This window comes from Shouchella oshimensis, from assembly GCF_004375095.1.
GTDB classification, from domain to species: Bacteria; Bacillota; Bacilli; order Bacillales; family Bacillaceae_D; genus Shouchella; species Shouchella oshimensis.
The window spans coordinates 456253-471324 of sequence record NZ_SNUX01000003.1; the positions used below are offsets into that span (position 1 = coordinate 456253).

Annotated in this window: 15 protein-coding genes; all 15 read left to right on the plus strand. The window is 41.8% G+C overall.

What is annotated here, in order from left to right; all coding sequences use genetic code 11:
• The first annotated feature begins 3 nt into the window (after positions 1 to 3).
• The 15 genes from E2L03_RS13150 (at position 4) to E2L03_RS13215 (ending at position 15072) form a co-directional block, all read left to right on the plus strand.
• On the plus strand, positions 4 to 372 hold the full coding sequence (locus tag E2L03_RS13150) for a hypothetical protein (protein ID WP_134259359.1): 369 nt from the start codon (positions 4 to 6) through the stop codon (positions 370 to 372).
• Between the two features lie 15 nt (positions 373 to 387).
• Positions 388 to 1431 carry a major capsid protein gene (locus tag E2L03_RS13155; protein ID WP_134259360.1) on the plus strand — a complete coding sequence of 348 codons (1044 nt, stop codon included), beginning with the start codon at positions 388 to 390 and terminating at the stop codon, positions 1429 to 1431.
• Positions 1432 to 1462: 31 nt separating this feature from the next.
• Positions 1463 to 1603 (plus strand): DUF7210 family protein, encoded by a 141-nt coding sequence (locus E2L03_RS20485; protein WP_166740307.1) that lies wholly within the window; start codon positions 1463 to 1465, stop codon positions 1601 to 1603.
• On the plus strand, positions 1593 to 1934 hold the full coding sequence (locus E2L03_RS13160; protein WP_134259361.1) for a hypothetical protein: 342 nt from the start codon (positions 1593 to 1595) through the stop codon (positions 1932 to 1934). Before E2L03_RS20485 ends, E2L03_RS13160 begins: the two co-directional genes overlap by 11 nt.
• The gene (locus E2L03_RS13165) at positions 1931 to 3040 is read left to right on the plus strand and encodes a phage minor capsid protein (RefSeq protein ID WP_134259362.1); all 1110 of its coding nucleotides are present in this window, start codon (positions 1931 to 1933) and stop codon (positions 3038 to 3040) included. The genes E2L03_RS13160 and E2L03_RS13165 overlap by 4 nt, the downstream gene beginning before the upstream one ends.
• A gap of 4 nt (positions 3041 to 3044) precedes the next feature.
• Entirely contained in the window at positions 3045 to 3386 is a 342-nt protein-coding gene (locus tag E2L03_RS13170) for a putative minor capsid protein (RefSeq protein WP_134259363.1), read from the plus strand.
• Positions 3383 to 3733: a minor capsid protein gene (locus E2L03_RS13175; RefSeq protein ID WP_134259364.1), complete on the plus strand. Its 351-nt coding sequence runs from the start codon at positions 3383 to 3385 to the stop codon at positions 3731 to 3733. The genes E2L03_RS13170 and E2L03_RS13175 overlap by 4 nt, the downstream gene beginning before the upstream one ends.
• Positions 3734 to 3735: 2 nt before the next feature.
• Complete coding sequence (locus tag E2L03_RS13180) at positions 3736 to 4140, plus strand: phage tail terminator protein (RefSeq protein ID WP_166740308.1); 405 nt, start codon at positions 3736 to 3738, stop codon at positions 4138 to 4140.
• On the plus strand, positions 4127 to 4648 hold the full coding sequence (locus E2L03_RS13185; protein ID WP_095150004.1) for a phage tail tube protein: 522 nt from the start codon (positions 4127 to 4129) through the stop codon (positions 4646 to 4648). Before E2L03_RS13180 ends, E2L03_RS13185 begins: the two co-directional genes overlap by 14 nt.
• 39 nt (positions 4649 to 4687) lie before the next feature.
• A complete protein-coding gene (locus E2L03_RS13190; RefSeq protein WP_134259366.1) occupies positions 4688 to 5062 on the plus strand; it encodes a hypothetical protein in 375 nt (124 codons plus the stop codon).
• A 10-nt stretch (positions 5063 to 5072) separates the two neighbouring features.
• Entirely contained in the window at positions 5073 to 5627 is a 555-nt protein-coding gene (locus tag E2L03_RS13195) for a Gp15 family bacteriophage protein (protein ID WP_134259367.1), read from the plus strand.
• Between the two features lie 83 nt (positions 5628 to 5710).
• Entirely contained in the window at positions 5711 to 6247 is a 537-nt protein-coding gene (locus E2L03_RS13200) for an SHOCT domain-containing protein (RefSeq protein WP_134259368.1), read from the plus strand.
• Between the two features lie 52 nt (positions 6248 to 6299).
• A complete protein-coding gene (locus E2L03_RS13205; protein ID WP_134259369.1) occupies positions 6300 to 9092 on the plus strand; it encodes a phage tail protein in 2793 nt (930 codons plus the stop codon).
• The gene (locus tag E2L03_RS13210; protein ID WP_134259370.1) at positions 9092 to 9787 is read left to right on the plus strand and encodes a distal tail protein Dit; all 696 of its coding nucleotides are present in this window, start codon (positions 9092 to 9094) and stop codon (positions 9785 to 9787) included. Before E2L03_RS13205 ends, E2L03_RS13210 begins: the two co-directional genes overlap by 1 nt.
• A gap of 17 nt (positions 9788 to 9804) precedes the next feature.
• Positions 9805 to 15072 (plus strand): phage tail spike protein, encoded by a 5268-nt coding sequence (locus E2L03_RS13215; protein WP_134259371.1) that lies wholly within the window; start codon positions 9805 to 9807, stop codon positions 15070 to 15072.

The following is a 15072-nucleotide window of genomic DNA, read 5'->3' on the forward strand; positions in this document are numbered from 1 at the left end:
CTAATGAAATTTACTACTGAAAAATTCGGTAACAAAAAAGGAATTGTTAAGTTTCCTGATCACTATGTAAACCTTGCGGTTACGGTATCGGATGCGGGTGTCTCAGCACAAAACGGTAAGAAGATCGTACCTGCTGGCACCATTCTTGGTGGTGGGGTGTTAGAAGATGACACGGTACTTGCCGTAAAAGCAACAACAGAAGAAGAGGGTGGTAGCAATGCAGAGGGTGTGTTGTTCGAGGATGTGGATGTTACTCATGGTCCCGCTTCTGGTGCATTACTTATTCATGGATTTGTTGCCCTGAACAAGCTACCGACCGCGCCAACAGCAGAGGAAAAAGCGGTATTAAAACAAATTACATTTGTACGATAAGAGAGGATGACAAATATGGATACTATTTTTGATTTAGTAACAGCACAGAATATTGGCACGTACTACACGAACAACCCGAGTAACAGCGTACCGTACCTTGGAGCTACGCTATTCCCTGCAAAGAAGCAGCTAGGACTTGATCTTAGCTGGATTAAAGGCGCGAACGGATTGCCGGTAGCGCTTGAACCTTCCGCGTTTGATACGAAAGCGAATGTTCGTGATCGTATTGGATTCAATAAAGTGCAAACAGAAATGCCTTTCTTCCGTGAAGCAATGCACATTGGTGAAAAAATGCGACAAGAGCTTAATAAGTTGCAAGGTTCGGCTCAGGCATCTTTGTACCAGCCAATCATAAACAACATCTTCGATGATGTCACTACATTGGTTCGTGGGGCGCGTGTTCAACCAGAACGAATGATTATGCAGTTGCTATCAACGGGTACGATTGACATTCAAGCGAACCGCCAAGATTACACGTATGACTATGATATGAAAGAAGATCACAAAGAAACTCTTACTGGTGGCGCTCGTTGGAGTCAAGCGGACGCAACGCCAATGCAGGACATTCAAAAATGGCAGGATGATGTAGAAAACAATACGGGTGTGCGTCCTACTCGTGCTGTTATGACACGTAAGACATTCGGTTACTTACTTGCTAATAAATCTATACGGTCAGCAATTCAGCCTCTTGGTGGAGAGAATATCTTTATTACAGAGGGTGAATTGAAACAGTTTATTCAAACAAAGCTTGGTGTAAGCATCGCTGTATACAATAAAAAGTTCATCGATGAAGCAGGTCAGAACAAATCATTCTATGAGGATGATAAGGTGACACTTATTCCAGAGGGGAACCTTGGGAATACCTACTACGGCACAACACCAGAGGAATCGGATCTCATGACTGGACAATCTGTAGCAAACGTATCCATTGTTGATACAGGTGTTGCGATTACTACGCTTAAAGAAGCGCATCCGGTTAACGTACAGACAATAGTATCAGCTATTACGCTACCAAGCTTTGAAACAATCGATAACATTTTCATCGCAAAAGTAAATTAAGGGGGTCTTCCCCCTTGAAGGGAGGCCGGCGATGGCAGCAACAAAAAAGAAAGCTAAATTAACAGCCAATATTAAGCTTGACGACAAACGTCATAAAGCAGGCGAAACGATCAGTGTTAACAAAGCTGAATATGACGAGCTTGTGAAAGCGGGTGTTGTGGATGAGGGATAAAGTTGCCAAAATTGTTGAGAGACGTCTAAAGATAGCGGACGAGGGTGTCATTGTTCAGATACCTGACTACGTAGAGCAAATGGAATACGAAATCAAACGATTTTGTAACCTGTCCAAAATGCCTGACGACATTCTCTATTTATGGGTGGATCTAGTTAAAGAGCTTATGATAACAGACATGCCAAACGAGGACTTTGCGATTGATGCGCAAGGTCCTTCTAATGTGAGTATTGGAAAGTTCAGCTATTCGAACACAAAAGAGAATGCGGAAAAGGTGATGACGGATAACCACAGCAAGCTCGTTCAGTTCAGACGGATTCGAACAAGATGAATGAGCCAAACGTACCGCTAGATCCTGTTGCTCGCCTTTACGCTCAGATTGAGCAAGACATACTGGTCAACGCTGGTAAAGCGCTAGGTGCAAATCGAACGCTGTTGAATGAAGATATTGAGTCATGGCGATTGGTGCAGCTGCAAAAGCTTGGATCACTTAGTCAGGACAACCTATTAATCATAGCTAGGTACAGCGGAAGATCAGTTGAAGAGTTAACCGATTTGTTACAAGACGCGGGCTTTAAAGCTGTTGCAGAAACAGATAAGATGCTTGCCCCTGCTGTAACGCAAGGTGCTGTTTTGCTACCAGCTGCTTCGAATGCGAATAATACGAATCAGATCCTTCAAACATATGTAAACCGAGCTAGAGGTAGCATGAATCTAGCCAATGCCACTTTGCTGAGTACGTTTGAAAGTGAGTTTAGAAACGTGATAGATGAAGCGGTAGCCAAGGTGCTGACAGGTAATAAAACACCTGATCAAGCGCTACGCGAGACTGCTAGAGCGTGGGCAGACAAAGGGCTAACTGGACACATAACGAGAGACAACCGCAAGCTCTCTGTTGAGCCTTACATCAATACGGTGATTCGTACAGCAACCACGGGTGTCACGAACGATATGCAGGATGCCAGGATGGATGAGTACGATGTTGATCTAGTGGAAATATCGGAGCATATGGGCGCTCGTACTAAGTGTGCGCTCTATCAAGGCAAGATCTTCAGCCGAAATGGAACAAGTGACAAATATCCTGCACTTTCATCAACAAGCGTCGGAGAAGCGGATGGACTGTTTGGCATCAATTGTAGGCATGTTAAATACGGATTCGTAGAAGGTGTGTCGATCAAACGGCCATCTAAGATTGACCAAGCTAAAAATGAACAGTCATACAAAGAAAGCCAAGTGCAACGTAAGTTGGAACGAGATATACGCAAAGCCAAGCAGGAAATGAACATGATGGATGCTATGGGTGATGCCGAGGGCGTTAAATTGGCTCGTCAGAAGGTTTCGAGTCGCCAAGCTAATATGAGAACCTTTATAAACGAAACAGGGCGTACACGACGCAGAAACCGCGAACAATTAGCTGTTAATAATCCGAGGGGGTGATGCTATGCGTATTCGTCCGATAGATAAGCGACTTTTGATCCATCAAATTATTTACGAAGAATTTGAAGAAGAAGGTCCTTTCGGCGGTGGGGGGTTCGCGCAACCTCTACCGATTGACCGAGTGCGAGTGGAACCATCAAGCTCATTTCGCCAGGATTCAAACGGTGAGGAGATCGCTCTTAAAGCGACCGTATTTCTGGATGCCAAGAACACGCCTCTTTTCCGCAAGCTAAAAGAAAAGTCGAAGGTTACGTTTGGTGATGATGACTACAGAGTCCATCAATGCCAAGCACTTTTTGCGTTGGATGGAGTCACGCCACATCATTACGAGGTGGAGTTGCAATGACGCACGTCAAGATAACGATTGATACGAAACGAGTGGGGCCTAAGTTGATCAACGCTACGAAAAAAGCAAGGTACGTTGTCACCGAACAAATTCTAAAGGATTCAAACCACTTTATTCCGTTCGATCAAGGCGACCTCATGAAAAGCGGTATCAGAGCATCGCAGTTAGAGGATGGAAAGGTTATCTGGGATATGCCATACGCTAGGTTTCTATATTATGGTGTGCGCATGAACTTTTCTAAGGACACCAACCCATACGCTGGCCCGCTTTGGTATGAAAGAGCACAGTCCGCATACGGAGGGGATTGGATCAAGGTGGCAGAAAGGGCGGTGAGAGCCGAGTTATGACAATGGATTTTTTAGAAAGGCTTCTACTCGATGTGCTGAATAAGCAGGATTATTATGCAATGGTCTCTTCCCCGGTCACATTACAAGGAAACAGTATCGCCGTTTCCGTCATGCCATCTAATAACCGCGCAGTCTATTATGACGGGACTTATGATCAAGGTTATATGTTCCAAGTGATGACGAAGCATGAGCAGCAGCTAGAAGCCTATCAGACACTACTAAGAATCACTGACTTTCTCGACAACATAAAGGATATTCCAAGTCAAAATAACTCTTACGAGTTTAATGGAATTACAGTGGCCGGTGATCCAAACGTAGTTGGTAAGGATGGGAACCATTATTTTTATGTCGCTCAATTTCGAGCTGATTTATACATTAAAAGGAGTGAGTTACATGAAACCACTTAAACAACGATTAGAATACAATTTACAATTCTTCGCTCGTCAAAAGAACGCCCTGACATCCTACTTTGTAGCTCCTATGCCACGTAATGGTGGCGAGCCTGAGTGGATGGAACTAGCACGATGGATTTCGAGTGTAACCGATGATTCAGACGAAAATACAGAAGACATGGGCTATTACGATGGGGATGGAACTCCTGAAACCGATGTAATGTCAGTGAAAGAAGCGTACAACTTTGAAGGGACCTATGACCACTCTGACCCAGCCATGAAATTTATTGCTGGATTAAAGCGTAAGCCCGGTCAAGACAGAAAAATCATGATGAAAAAAGTAGAAGCACATGGAGACACTGCTATTGGACGAGCAACCGTTGCTAATATCGTAGCATCTGGTGGCGAGGCAACCGAATATGGAGCGTTTAGCTGCTTAATTTCTTTTGATCGCACCCCAGAGGTTACGGAAGAAGGATCAGAAGACGAAACCGAAACGCAAATGTTACTAATCGAAGACTAATAATAGGGGGCTTTGCCCTCTTACCTTGGAGGAAACCACATGGCTATTAAAATTGAACTTAAAAAACCTGAAATCGACGTCGAGATCGGCGACCTACAGTTTAAATATGATTACTCGGACAAGTTTATTAAAGAGGAAAGTAAACAAGCAGAGGAAGTCCTTAAGACTCTAAAAAGCATGGATGATCAAACGGACTCAGATGAGATAAACAAGCACTTGAAAATCGGTTTTGATATGTATTTAGGTGAGGGAGCGTTTGAGAAAATTTACGAATTAGCACCATCGGTATTAGAAATGATGCGTATTTTCGTAGAATTGCGGAACCACTTAGAGGCAGAGCTTACTAAACGAGGCGAATTGATCGGCAAGACTCAGAAAGAGCGCGCTAAGAAGTATCAAAACAAAAAGAAGTAGGTGAGGCATCTTGTTCTCTCTTGCTTACAGCCTAACCGATGAAATAGAGATCGGTGAACAATCGTATAAATTAGACATGAGCTTTGACAACATCATCCGACTGATTGATATGATTGGAGATACGGAGCTTGACGACGATATAAAAGTAGAAACTGGACTTGAAATGTTGATCGGTACCTCATTAGAACTGGACTTATCGACTAAATCAAAAGTGTTCCATCAAATATTCGAAAAGGCAGTTGCACAAAAGGAATTAAAGCCATCCCTAGACAGGCAAGGAAATCCGATGCCAGAGAGCGAGAGTGCTAAGGTGTATTCGCTCTCACAAGACGCTGAGTACATCTACGCCTCCTTTATGCAGGATTATGGAATTGACCTGTTTGAGCAACAGGGGAAGATGCATTGGAACAAATTTAAAGCCTTATTAAGCGGATTACGAAACGATACCAAATTCAAAGAAGTCATTCAGATACGGACTTCTGAACTGCCAAAAGGTAAAGGAACAGAGAAAGAACGCCAACGCATGAGTGAATTGAAAAAAGCTTATGAGTTGAAAGAAGAATAGATAAAATTACCAGATTGTATTGTAATAAGCGAATCATCCTTTATATAATATTCGTATATGGGTGAACGGAAGGATGATGAAGGATGGGGATCAAAAATTTTTTTACTCAGAAACGTTTCGATTTATATGTTAAAAATGGGCAAGTTGGAAAAAAGAAGAAAGAAACGTATACGGTTTGGGAAACTGAAGAAGAAGGCATTGTAACTATAAGGAAAGAAAATTACTATTATTTAGGAGTTTCGGAACGACCTTATGAAGAGGTGAGTGGTGCAAAGGCATTAACTGGAGCTGCAATAGGAACAATCTTTGCGCCGGGCATTGGAACACTACTGGGTGGGGCAGTTGGAGCCATTAAGAAAAAAGGCACACGTTTTGTGTTCGCTTTTATGAATGTCGATACAGAAGAAGTTTATACAGTAGAAGCAGAAGTGAAACCTATTGTTGGTAAGCTTGAAGCATTCAAAGCTCATCCTAAAAAAGAAGAATTAGAAAAACAGAAAGAAGAATCCATTGTTATCTCTACATCAGCTAATGAGATTAGGGAATTCAAGAAGCTTTTAGATGATGGAATTATCAGTGAAGATGAATTTAATAAGAAGAAGCTTGAGCTTCTAGGTTAAAAGAATCCTTTCGAGGGTTCTTTTTTTGTGCCCTTTGAAGGGAGGTTGACAAGTGGCAGACGGTAAGGTTGTTATTGATATCATGCTTGACGATGGTAGCGTTGCAAAAGGTGTAGCTGATATAGACGGTAAATTGTCTGGCCTACAAGGATCAGGTGAAAAAGGAGCTATAGGGATAGGCAAAATAGTTACAGCGCTTGGGTTAGTTGCTTTAGGTGCAAAAGCAATTGGTTTGGTTAAAGATTCGATTGACCGTGCCTTCGGCCGTATAGATACAATGGAGCAGTTTGAGCGAGTTATGACGACAATGACAGGCTCAAGTGAGAAGGCGAATGAAGTCCTTGATACCACAAACGATATTGTTACTGGAACAGCCTACGGATTAGATGTTGCTGCATCTGCGGTACAGGGGTTTGTGACAAGTAACATGGGGGTTGACCAAGCCACGGAATCTATAGCGGCGTGGGGCGATGCTGTTGCTTTCTACGGCGACGGTAGTAATGAATCATTCGCTAGTGTTTCAACCGCTTTATCTCAAATGTACGCCAAAGGTAAAGTCCAGATGGACACAATGAATCGTTTGACCGAAGCGGGTATTCCGGCGATGCAAATTTATGCGGATGCTACAGGTCAGTCTGTTGAAGAAGTTGCCGATCAAATGAGCAAAGGTAAGTTAGATGCAGAAAGTTTTATGAACGTTATGAACGATGCTATCGCAAACGGCACTGAAAACTTTGCTGGAATTAAAGGAGCCGCAAAAGAAGCTGGTGCCTCGTGGAGTGGATCTTTCGATAATATGAGAGCGGCAGTTGCTCGCGGTGTGACTAGCATTATTCAAAACCTTGACGAAATGCTAACTAATAATGGTTTACCTGATATGAGAACGATGGTATCGGAATTTGGTAAAGCTTTTGAAAAAGCGTTAAAAACTGCAGCAGAAATGATACCTATCGTAGTAGATAAAGCAAAAGAAATTTATAAAACAATGGAACCATGGATTCCTTTATTGTCTGCGATAGCTATTGGTATGGGAACAGTATACACAGCTGTAGCTACTTGGAATAGTGCAGTTTTTATAGTGAAATTGCTTGATAAAGCGATGAAAGCACTTAATTTAACGATGTTTAAAAATCCTTTTGTATTACTTGCGGTTGCGATCGTGGCGGCTGCTATATTGATTTATCAATATTGGGAACCTATCTCAGCATTTTTCCAAGATCTTTGGAACAAGATTAAGCTTTATGCAGTGGTTGCATGGGAAGCTATCAAGAGCGTTTGGTCGGCGGCCGTGGATTGGGTTAAAGATACATGGTCGAGTGTTACTGCTTTCTTTTCTAATCTGTGGATTGACGTTTCAGAAAGTGCTACAAGTATATGGGATAGTATAAAAGCTGTATGGACAAGCACAATTGAATGGTTTAAATCAATCTGGCAAACGGTGTCAGATTTTTTTGTTGGGCTTTGGGATGGTATTGTCGAGGTTGCTGTATCAATTTGGGATACGATTACAACAAAGTGGAATGAAGTTGTTGCATTAGTCACGACGTTATTCGCGCCATTAATTGAGTTCTTTGTTGGGTTATGGGAGACAGTTTCAGCAAATGCAATGGAGTACTGGAATAACATTACGACGATGTTCTCGACGGTATGGACAAACATACAAACTGCTGCGGCTGCGGCTTGGGAATTGATTAAAAACGTTATTCTTGGACCGATTCTACTTTTAATTGATCTTGTGACAGGTGATATGGAAGGTTTTAAAGAGCATTTATCTGCGATTTGGGAGAACATCAAAGAAAATGCGAGCATTATCTGGAGAGCATTAACAGAGAACATAACGGTCATTATCCAAACGGCAATTGCTAATGTATCTCTAATCTGGGATACCTTTAAAACGTACGTTACTGGAGTATGGACAGCTATTTGGCAGACGGCAGTAAATATATTCAACCATATTAAAGATTCAATCGTTCAAAAGATGGAAGAAGCAAAATCGTGGATCTCAACTACTTGGGAGAATATTAAAAAGAACTTCAACGAAGCATTAGCAGCTGTGCTTAGATGGACCATTACGAAGTTTCTAGAAATTAAGAATGCAGTCCGAGACAAGATGAGAGAAGCATTAATGCTAATCATAAGCATTTGGAACCAAATTAGGAGCTTTTTCATTAGTGTAATAGCCAGCATATTGGCAACTGTAATAAGGAAATTTAACGATATTAAAAGCGCAATTAGAGAGCGTATGAACGATGCAAAGAACACCATACAAAACATTTGGAACACAGCGCAAAGATTTCTCGCTAACGTTAACCTGTTCTCGATCGGTAAAGACATCATTGCTGGTCTAATTAGAGGTATAGGAAGTATGGCGAAAAAAGTGTGGAATAAGGTTACTGAGATAACGGATGGTATTAAAGAAAAAATCACTGGTGCACTTGGTATCTTTTCCCCGTCACGCTGGATGCGGGATGAAGTCGGTGTCATGTTAATGCGTGGTTTTGGTATTGGTATCGACAAAGAAAAAAGCGCTACTATTGGAAAGATGGAACAAGCTGCGGAGTGGATGAAACCGGAGTTACCAGAAGTTAGTGCGGTTATGAACGATATAAAAGGTCTTGCAAGTGGTCTAGCTACTTCTATACCAGTCCATTTTAGAAACTCTGTTCCGAATACGGTAGCTGCTGTAAATGGCTTTAATCCAACAGGCGAAGAGGACTCAAAAATACCTGTTGCGATTAACTTGTACGTCGGAAGCAAACAAATTGCAAGTGAAATAGTTGATGATATTTCAAGGCTACAGGACAGAGATAAATTTCGCTTAGGCAGAAATCGAGGTGGTAAGTAGTGAGGTTTAACGGCACCAGTAAAGACTACTTGCGAGTAAGTATGGATTTGTTTCGCCCACCCACAGCGCCGCTTGAATATATCACTGATACTAAGCTAAAAGGTGGAGAGAGGGTGAAAGGGAAACGACTCTCTGCTTTACATTTAGATGTGCCAGTTGTTATAAGGAGTGAGAAAAGAATAGAGCTTCTTAAACACGAATTATCCAATTGGTTAGTTCATGACGAGCCTAAAAAGCTCGTTTTTTTAGATACGCCAAATCGGTACTATCTTGCTTATTACAACGGAATGGTATTAGAAGAGAAATATAAGTATGCAAAGGGCGTTATAAGCTTTTACATGCCTGAAGGTTATCGTTTTGGAGACACGCAATCTAGGGAAATTCAAACATCTTTTAGCAATTTACTGAACGCGGGCCAGTTGGCTAGTTCTTGGTCAACTCTTACCATATTTAAAAACAACGCCTCATCCTTTGTTTTTGAGAACGATCAAGGCGAGAAGATCACGCTAAATCACGCGTTCCAAGTAAACGACCGGTTAGAAATTGAGCATGCCAAACGCTTAATTAAGCTCAATGGACAACCCCGCATGGCTCTGTTATCGCTCGATAGTCGTTGGTTTATGTTACAACCAGGAGCGAACCGATTGAGGGCTAGTCATGTAACGACGGTCAGTTATACGGAAACTTATTATTAGAGAAAGGAGGAAATGTATTGGCGGAAATTTATATTTTTAGTCAGCATGACGAATTACTAACAGCGCTATCGGAAGAAACTGGTTTGATATCGGCTGTCTTTCGAGAGGAGCTTAACCAACTTCCATCACAGCCATTTACTTTTACAATGGACGCAGAATCTGAAAAAGCTGCTCATGTCTTAGAAGAAAACCAAGTTGTGTTTCGCGACAAAGAGGGTGAGTTACGCCTTTATGTTATTAAAGAAATTGATGATGCTGACGGATTAGATGGTCCTGAAACAATTGCTATCTGTGAGCCTGCTTTTATGGAGTTAAGCGAAAAAACGGTTGTAGAACGGCGGTTTATTGAGACAAACGCACAACGAGCATTAACGGCAGCTCTCGAAGGAACGCGTTGGACAGGAACCGTTGAAACTGACTTAAGTGTAGCGACTACTAACTTTTTCTATCTCTCAGCAATCGACTCTATCTGGCGCATCTTAGAGGTTTGGGGCGGCGAGTTTAAGGACGTTGTAGAGTTTAACGGGAACCGCATTACAGCTCGTGAAATCCGCATTTTAGCACGTAGAGGCATCGACAACGGCAAGCGGTTTGACATTGAGCACAACGTAGCTGAGATACAGCGCACAGTCATGTCTTATCCGGTTACAGCTATATACGGCCGTGGTGCATCGTTGCCGATAGAAGACGACGAGGGCGATCATACTGGTGGTTATACGAGCTATATTGATTTTGCAGATGTTGAGTGGCGTAAGTCGGCAGGTGATCCCGTAGACAAGCCAAAAGGTCAACGGTGGGTAGGTGATCCACAGGCGTTACAAAAATATGGTCGTAGACACGGCGATAAACTGTTGCATCGTGAGGGCATTTGGCAGAATGGAAATTATGACGAACCAGAGGAAGTCTTAAAAGCCACATGGGAACAGTTGCTAAAGGTTAATAAACCGGAGATTAACTATAAGCTGTCCGTGCATCTACTTGAAAGTTTAGCAGGGTATGAGCATGAAAAGGTGAGTCTTGGCGATACAGCTCGTGCCATTGATCGTAACTTTGCTCGACCAATCGAAATCCAAGCTCGCGTAATTGCGATTGAGTACGATCTACTAGACATTGACACAACCGCAGTCGTCGAGATTGGCCAATTTTTAAGCGCTCATGACTATGACGACCGCCTAGACAACGTTGTGCGTGAAATAAACGACAACCGTGGCAAGTGGGAGCAACCAGCAAAACCTTTTGATCGTAATAGCTACCCAGACATTGTGCCTGAAGTGCCTGCAGGTATTGAGGCAACGGGTGGATTTCAAATCATCCAAGTGTTTTGGGATTTTAATTTTATGGAGTATTACATCCAACATTATGAACTCTTTGCCAGTCAGGTAAAGGGATTTTTGCCGTCACCAGAAACGATGGTCTATAGAGGTCCACTCAATGGCTATAACCTGAAAGGTGAGACAAACACGACCTATTACTTTAGAGCACGTGCCATCAATTATCATGACAGGGCGTCAAATTACACCGCTGAGGTATCGGCAAGTACAGTGCGTGTTATGACGGATGACCTTTTATTTGGCGAGGAACTTGCAGAGCGATTGCGTGAGCTAAACAAAGAGGCTGACATAATTGGTAAGGATGGTATCAACTTTGATCAAATACAACAAGATGCCTTAGATCGGATTCACAACAGAGCAAAGGTGTACAGCGATCAAGAAATAGCCCATGCATACAATGAGCTGTCCGAAGAGCTAAAAAGCGTACATGATGACGTTGATGCTAACAGAAAAGAATTAGTTGAGAAAGAAAAGCAGCTTAAAGAAGACATTGGCAGAATTGGCGAAGGGCTAACAGACATTGAAGAGCATTTTACAGAGCAGTTTGAAATGATTGATGGTCGTTTTAATGGTCTGATATCCAAGGGAGAGGTGGAGAATCTACTAGGTGATAAGGTAGATCAGACCGTTTACGATAAGCGAATGCTTGAAATTGGCGCTTCTGTTGAAGGTATTGAGTTTGATTTAAAACAAACATCGGGAACGGTAGACAATTTAACAGGTGACGTGGTTAATCTTAGAGAAATCACGGCAGATTTAAAGTTCACAGCGGATGGGTTTTCTACGTCTATTCAAGAGATCGAAAAATCCTTAGATGAAAAAGTTGATAGCGAAGTCTACAGAGAAAGACAAGCCAGCCTTGATTTAACGCTAGAAGGGATTACTGGCAGTGTGTCAGATATTACATCAGATTTAACTAGTATAACAGATAGACAAGCGGAGTTTAGCAATACTTTAGATGGTTTTAGTACGTCAGTAACTGAACTAGTGACGGGTGTTCGTGGGTCTGGTAGTGGTAAAAATATGCTCGATACTTCTAGTGGTGAGAAAGAACAACCAAGACTCAATAACATACACACAAGAAATAGAATTAGTGCTAATGAAAGAGAGCAGTGGGTTGAGTATACGTCATCAGATGCCTCTACTACAGATAGATACGCTCAGATGGGCGCTACAGCAACAAACGATCTGCAGGGGCTAGAACTTAATCAGTATTACACTTTCAGTATGGAGATTTATATACCTTCTGCATTTACTGGCACGCTACCTGCATTTAGATCTTTTTCCTATAGAAATGGTGGGTGGGGCAGTGAGAATTTCCCAATCCCGAATGACATTGAAAGGGATAAGTGGGTAACGGTATCATTTACTTTTAAACTACATCAAAACGCAACTGGCTCTATGTTAAGAATTGAAATGCGAGGTAATGCAAATCAAACTTTTAGAGCAAGAAAATTCCAGCTTGAAAAAGGAACAGTTGCAAGTTCATGGTCGCCATCATCTGTTGATTATGTGAAACGTCAAACTTCTTTAGATGCAACTTTAGAGGGCATTTCAGGTCGAGTAACAACAACAGAAGATAATCTTGGTTCTATTACGTCTAGAGTTGGTACCCTTGAGTTAACAGATTCAACCTTTCAGACAAGAATCACAGAGATTTCAAATGACCTCAAAGGCAAAATAAGTAGAGAAGGCTACAGCACTTCTAGCACTAGTAGTAATTTTGGTGGTCAATGGACTCGTTTTGCGAGAGTTGAGCTAAGGGCGCAATACCATCAAAAATATGCCACTTTTGAATTTAATGGTGGTAATCATTCAGGTGCTGTTGGTGATTATGGTTTATTGTTCCTACGTGTTAAACAGCAAATGGCTATTGGGTCTGGTAATCCACTAGTAGAAATGGCTCTAAGGGATTCAAAGAGAAACATAGGGGTCAATGATTTTAAAGCGGTATTGATTCAGAACGCTTCTGGAAGAGTTATTGTTGACTTTTATCTTAGAATTCGTGATAACCACAATGGATTTGCTATTTCTTCCTATAATGAAGGTGGTTCAAATTCACCCTCGATGCTTGAGGTCTTCTCTAATCAAGGTTTTAGCACTTCTGTTCCAAGTGGTGTTTCTTGGGATGCTTCTATAGACAATACTTCCTTAGGTCGTATCTCTAAGGCTGAGACGGCTATAGAACAGACTTCCGAAGCCATTACATTACTAGCTACACAAAAAGAAGTCGATAATCTAAGTGGTCGTATGTCCACTTCAGAAGGTCGAATAGATGTGATGTCTAACCAAATCGGATTGAGAGTTGAAAAAGATGGCATCATTTCGGCGATTAATATTACACCGGAGCAAGTGAAGATAGATACTAGATTGTTACAAATAGGGAATTTTTCTAATCTCATTAGAGATTCTGAAATGGAAGATATAAAACTTCATTTTATACATGCTGGTAATTGGTCTATGGCAGACGCTGGAAGTACAGCGATGAACAATGGGCGAGTTTTGACTCTAGGAACAACACAAAATGAGGAATCAAGAATATATCTAGGTGGACAAAAAATGCTGAGAGTAAAAGAAGGGGAACAATATTCTTTTTCTATTTATGCAAGACCTAGCAATTCTAGTCCTTGGAACAGTATTCGTTTGAGATTTAGATACACCAATAGAGCAGGTGCCCATGTTGGATGGAGTCATAGCGAAACACATAAACCGCCGGGTTTTGTTTATACAAAACTTGTCCATAATGCCACTGTTCCTAAGGATGCCTATTATTTAGAGGCAACATTAACAGTTTTAAATGAAGGGTCGTCATTTAACCATCATTTCCAAGATCCATCCCTAGTAAGACGTGCAGACACGGAAATGATTGTAGACGGTTCTATCACCGCCAACCACATGACAGCTAATAGCATCACGGCCGGCAATGCGGCTATAGCTAATGCGGCGATTACAAGAGCGAATCTACAACAGGCTATCATCTCAAATGCATATATAGCTGATGGTGCTATTCAGAATGCAAAGATAGCAAACGGTGCAATTGACAACGCAAAAATAGCTAACGCCACAATCACGGACGGTAAGATTGTTAGTTTAACAGCTAATAAAATCACTGCAGGGACGATTGATGCGTCCAGTGTAAACATCATTGCCAGTGGCACTGGTGTTATTCGTATGAATCGAGAGGGCTTTTCGGCTTTTGATAGCAATAACCGCCGCCGCATTTTAATTAATGTACAAAATGTTGGCGGCATCGGTAGCGACCCAGCAGTTGTAAGGTTTTTTGATCCCAGCGGTAGCAACATGGGTTATATCGGAGCAAACAATAACGACACATTTTCGATTTATAGCACAGGTCATACTTTTATTGATTCAACAAGACCAATTGAATTTCGGTCAAACGAGTTTAGATTTAACCCAATGCGAAATCAAAGTAGCGGAAGGTATTGGGTGATGGGATGGGCAAATGCATCTGGTAAATCAGGACCTGGACCCTCTTTAAGACCTGATACATCGGGATGGGGATCGATAGGCACTGGAACTCATAGAATATGGGAGTCTTGGATAAATCACTTACACACCTTTGAACAGCATCAGATATCGACAAGGGAAGTAAAAGCCAACATTGAAGAATTAAACGTTGAACACTTTGCTAATCTCATTGATGGAGTCCGACTCTACTCCTATAATTATAAAAATGATGACGGCACCTTGTTTAACCACAAAACTTACGGTGTGATCGCGGAAGAATTGCCACAAGAGTTTCTTGGACAAGGAAGTCAGTTGTCTCTAAACACAGGTAACTTTAACACTGGTATCCTCGCTAAAGTAAAAATGCAGGATATGGTCTTAAAAGTAGTGCAAACGGAAGTTGATGAACTGAAAGACAATGTAGGTTTGCTAGAAATTGAAAACCAACTCTTGAAAAGAGAAATCGAAAAACTAAAGGAGCGATAA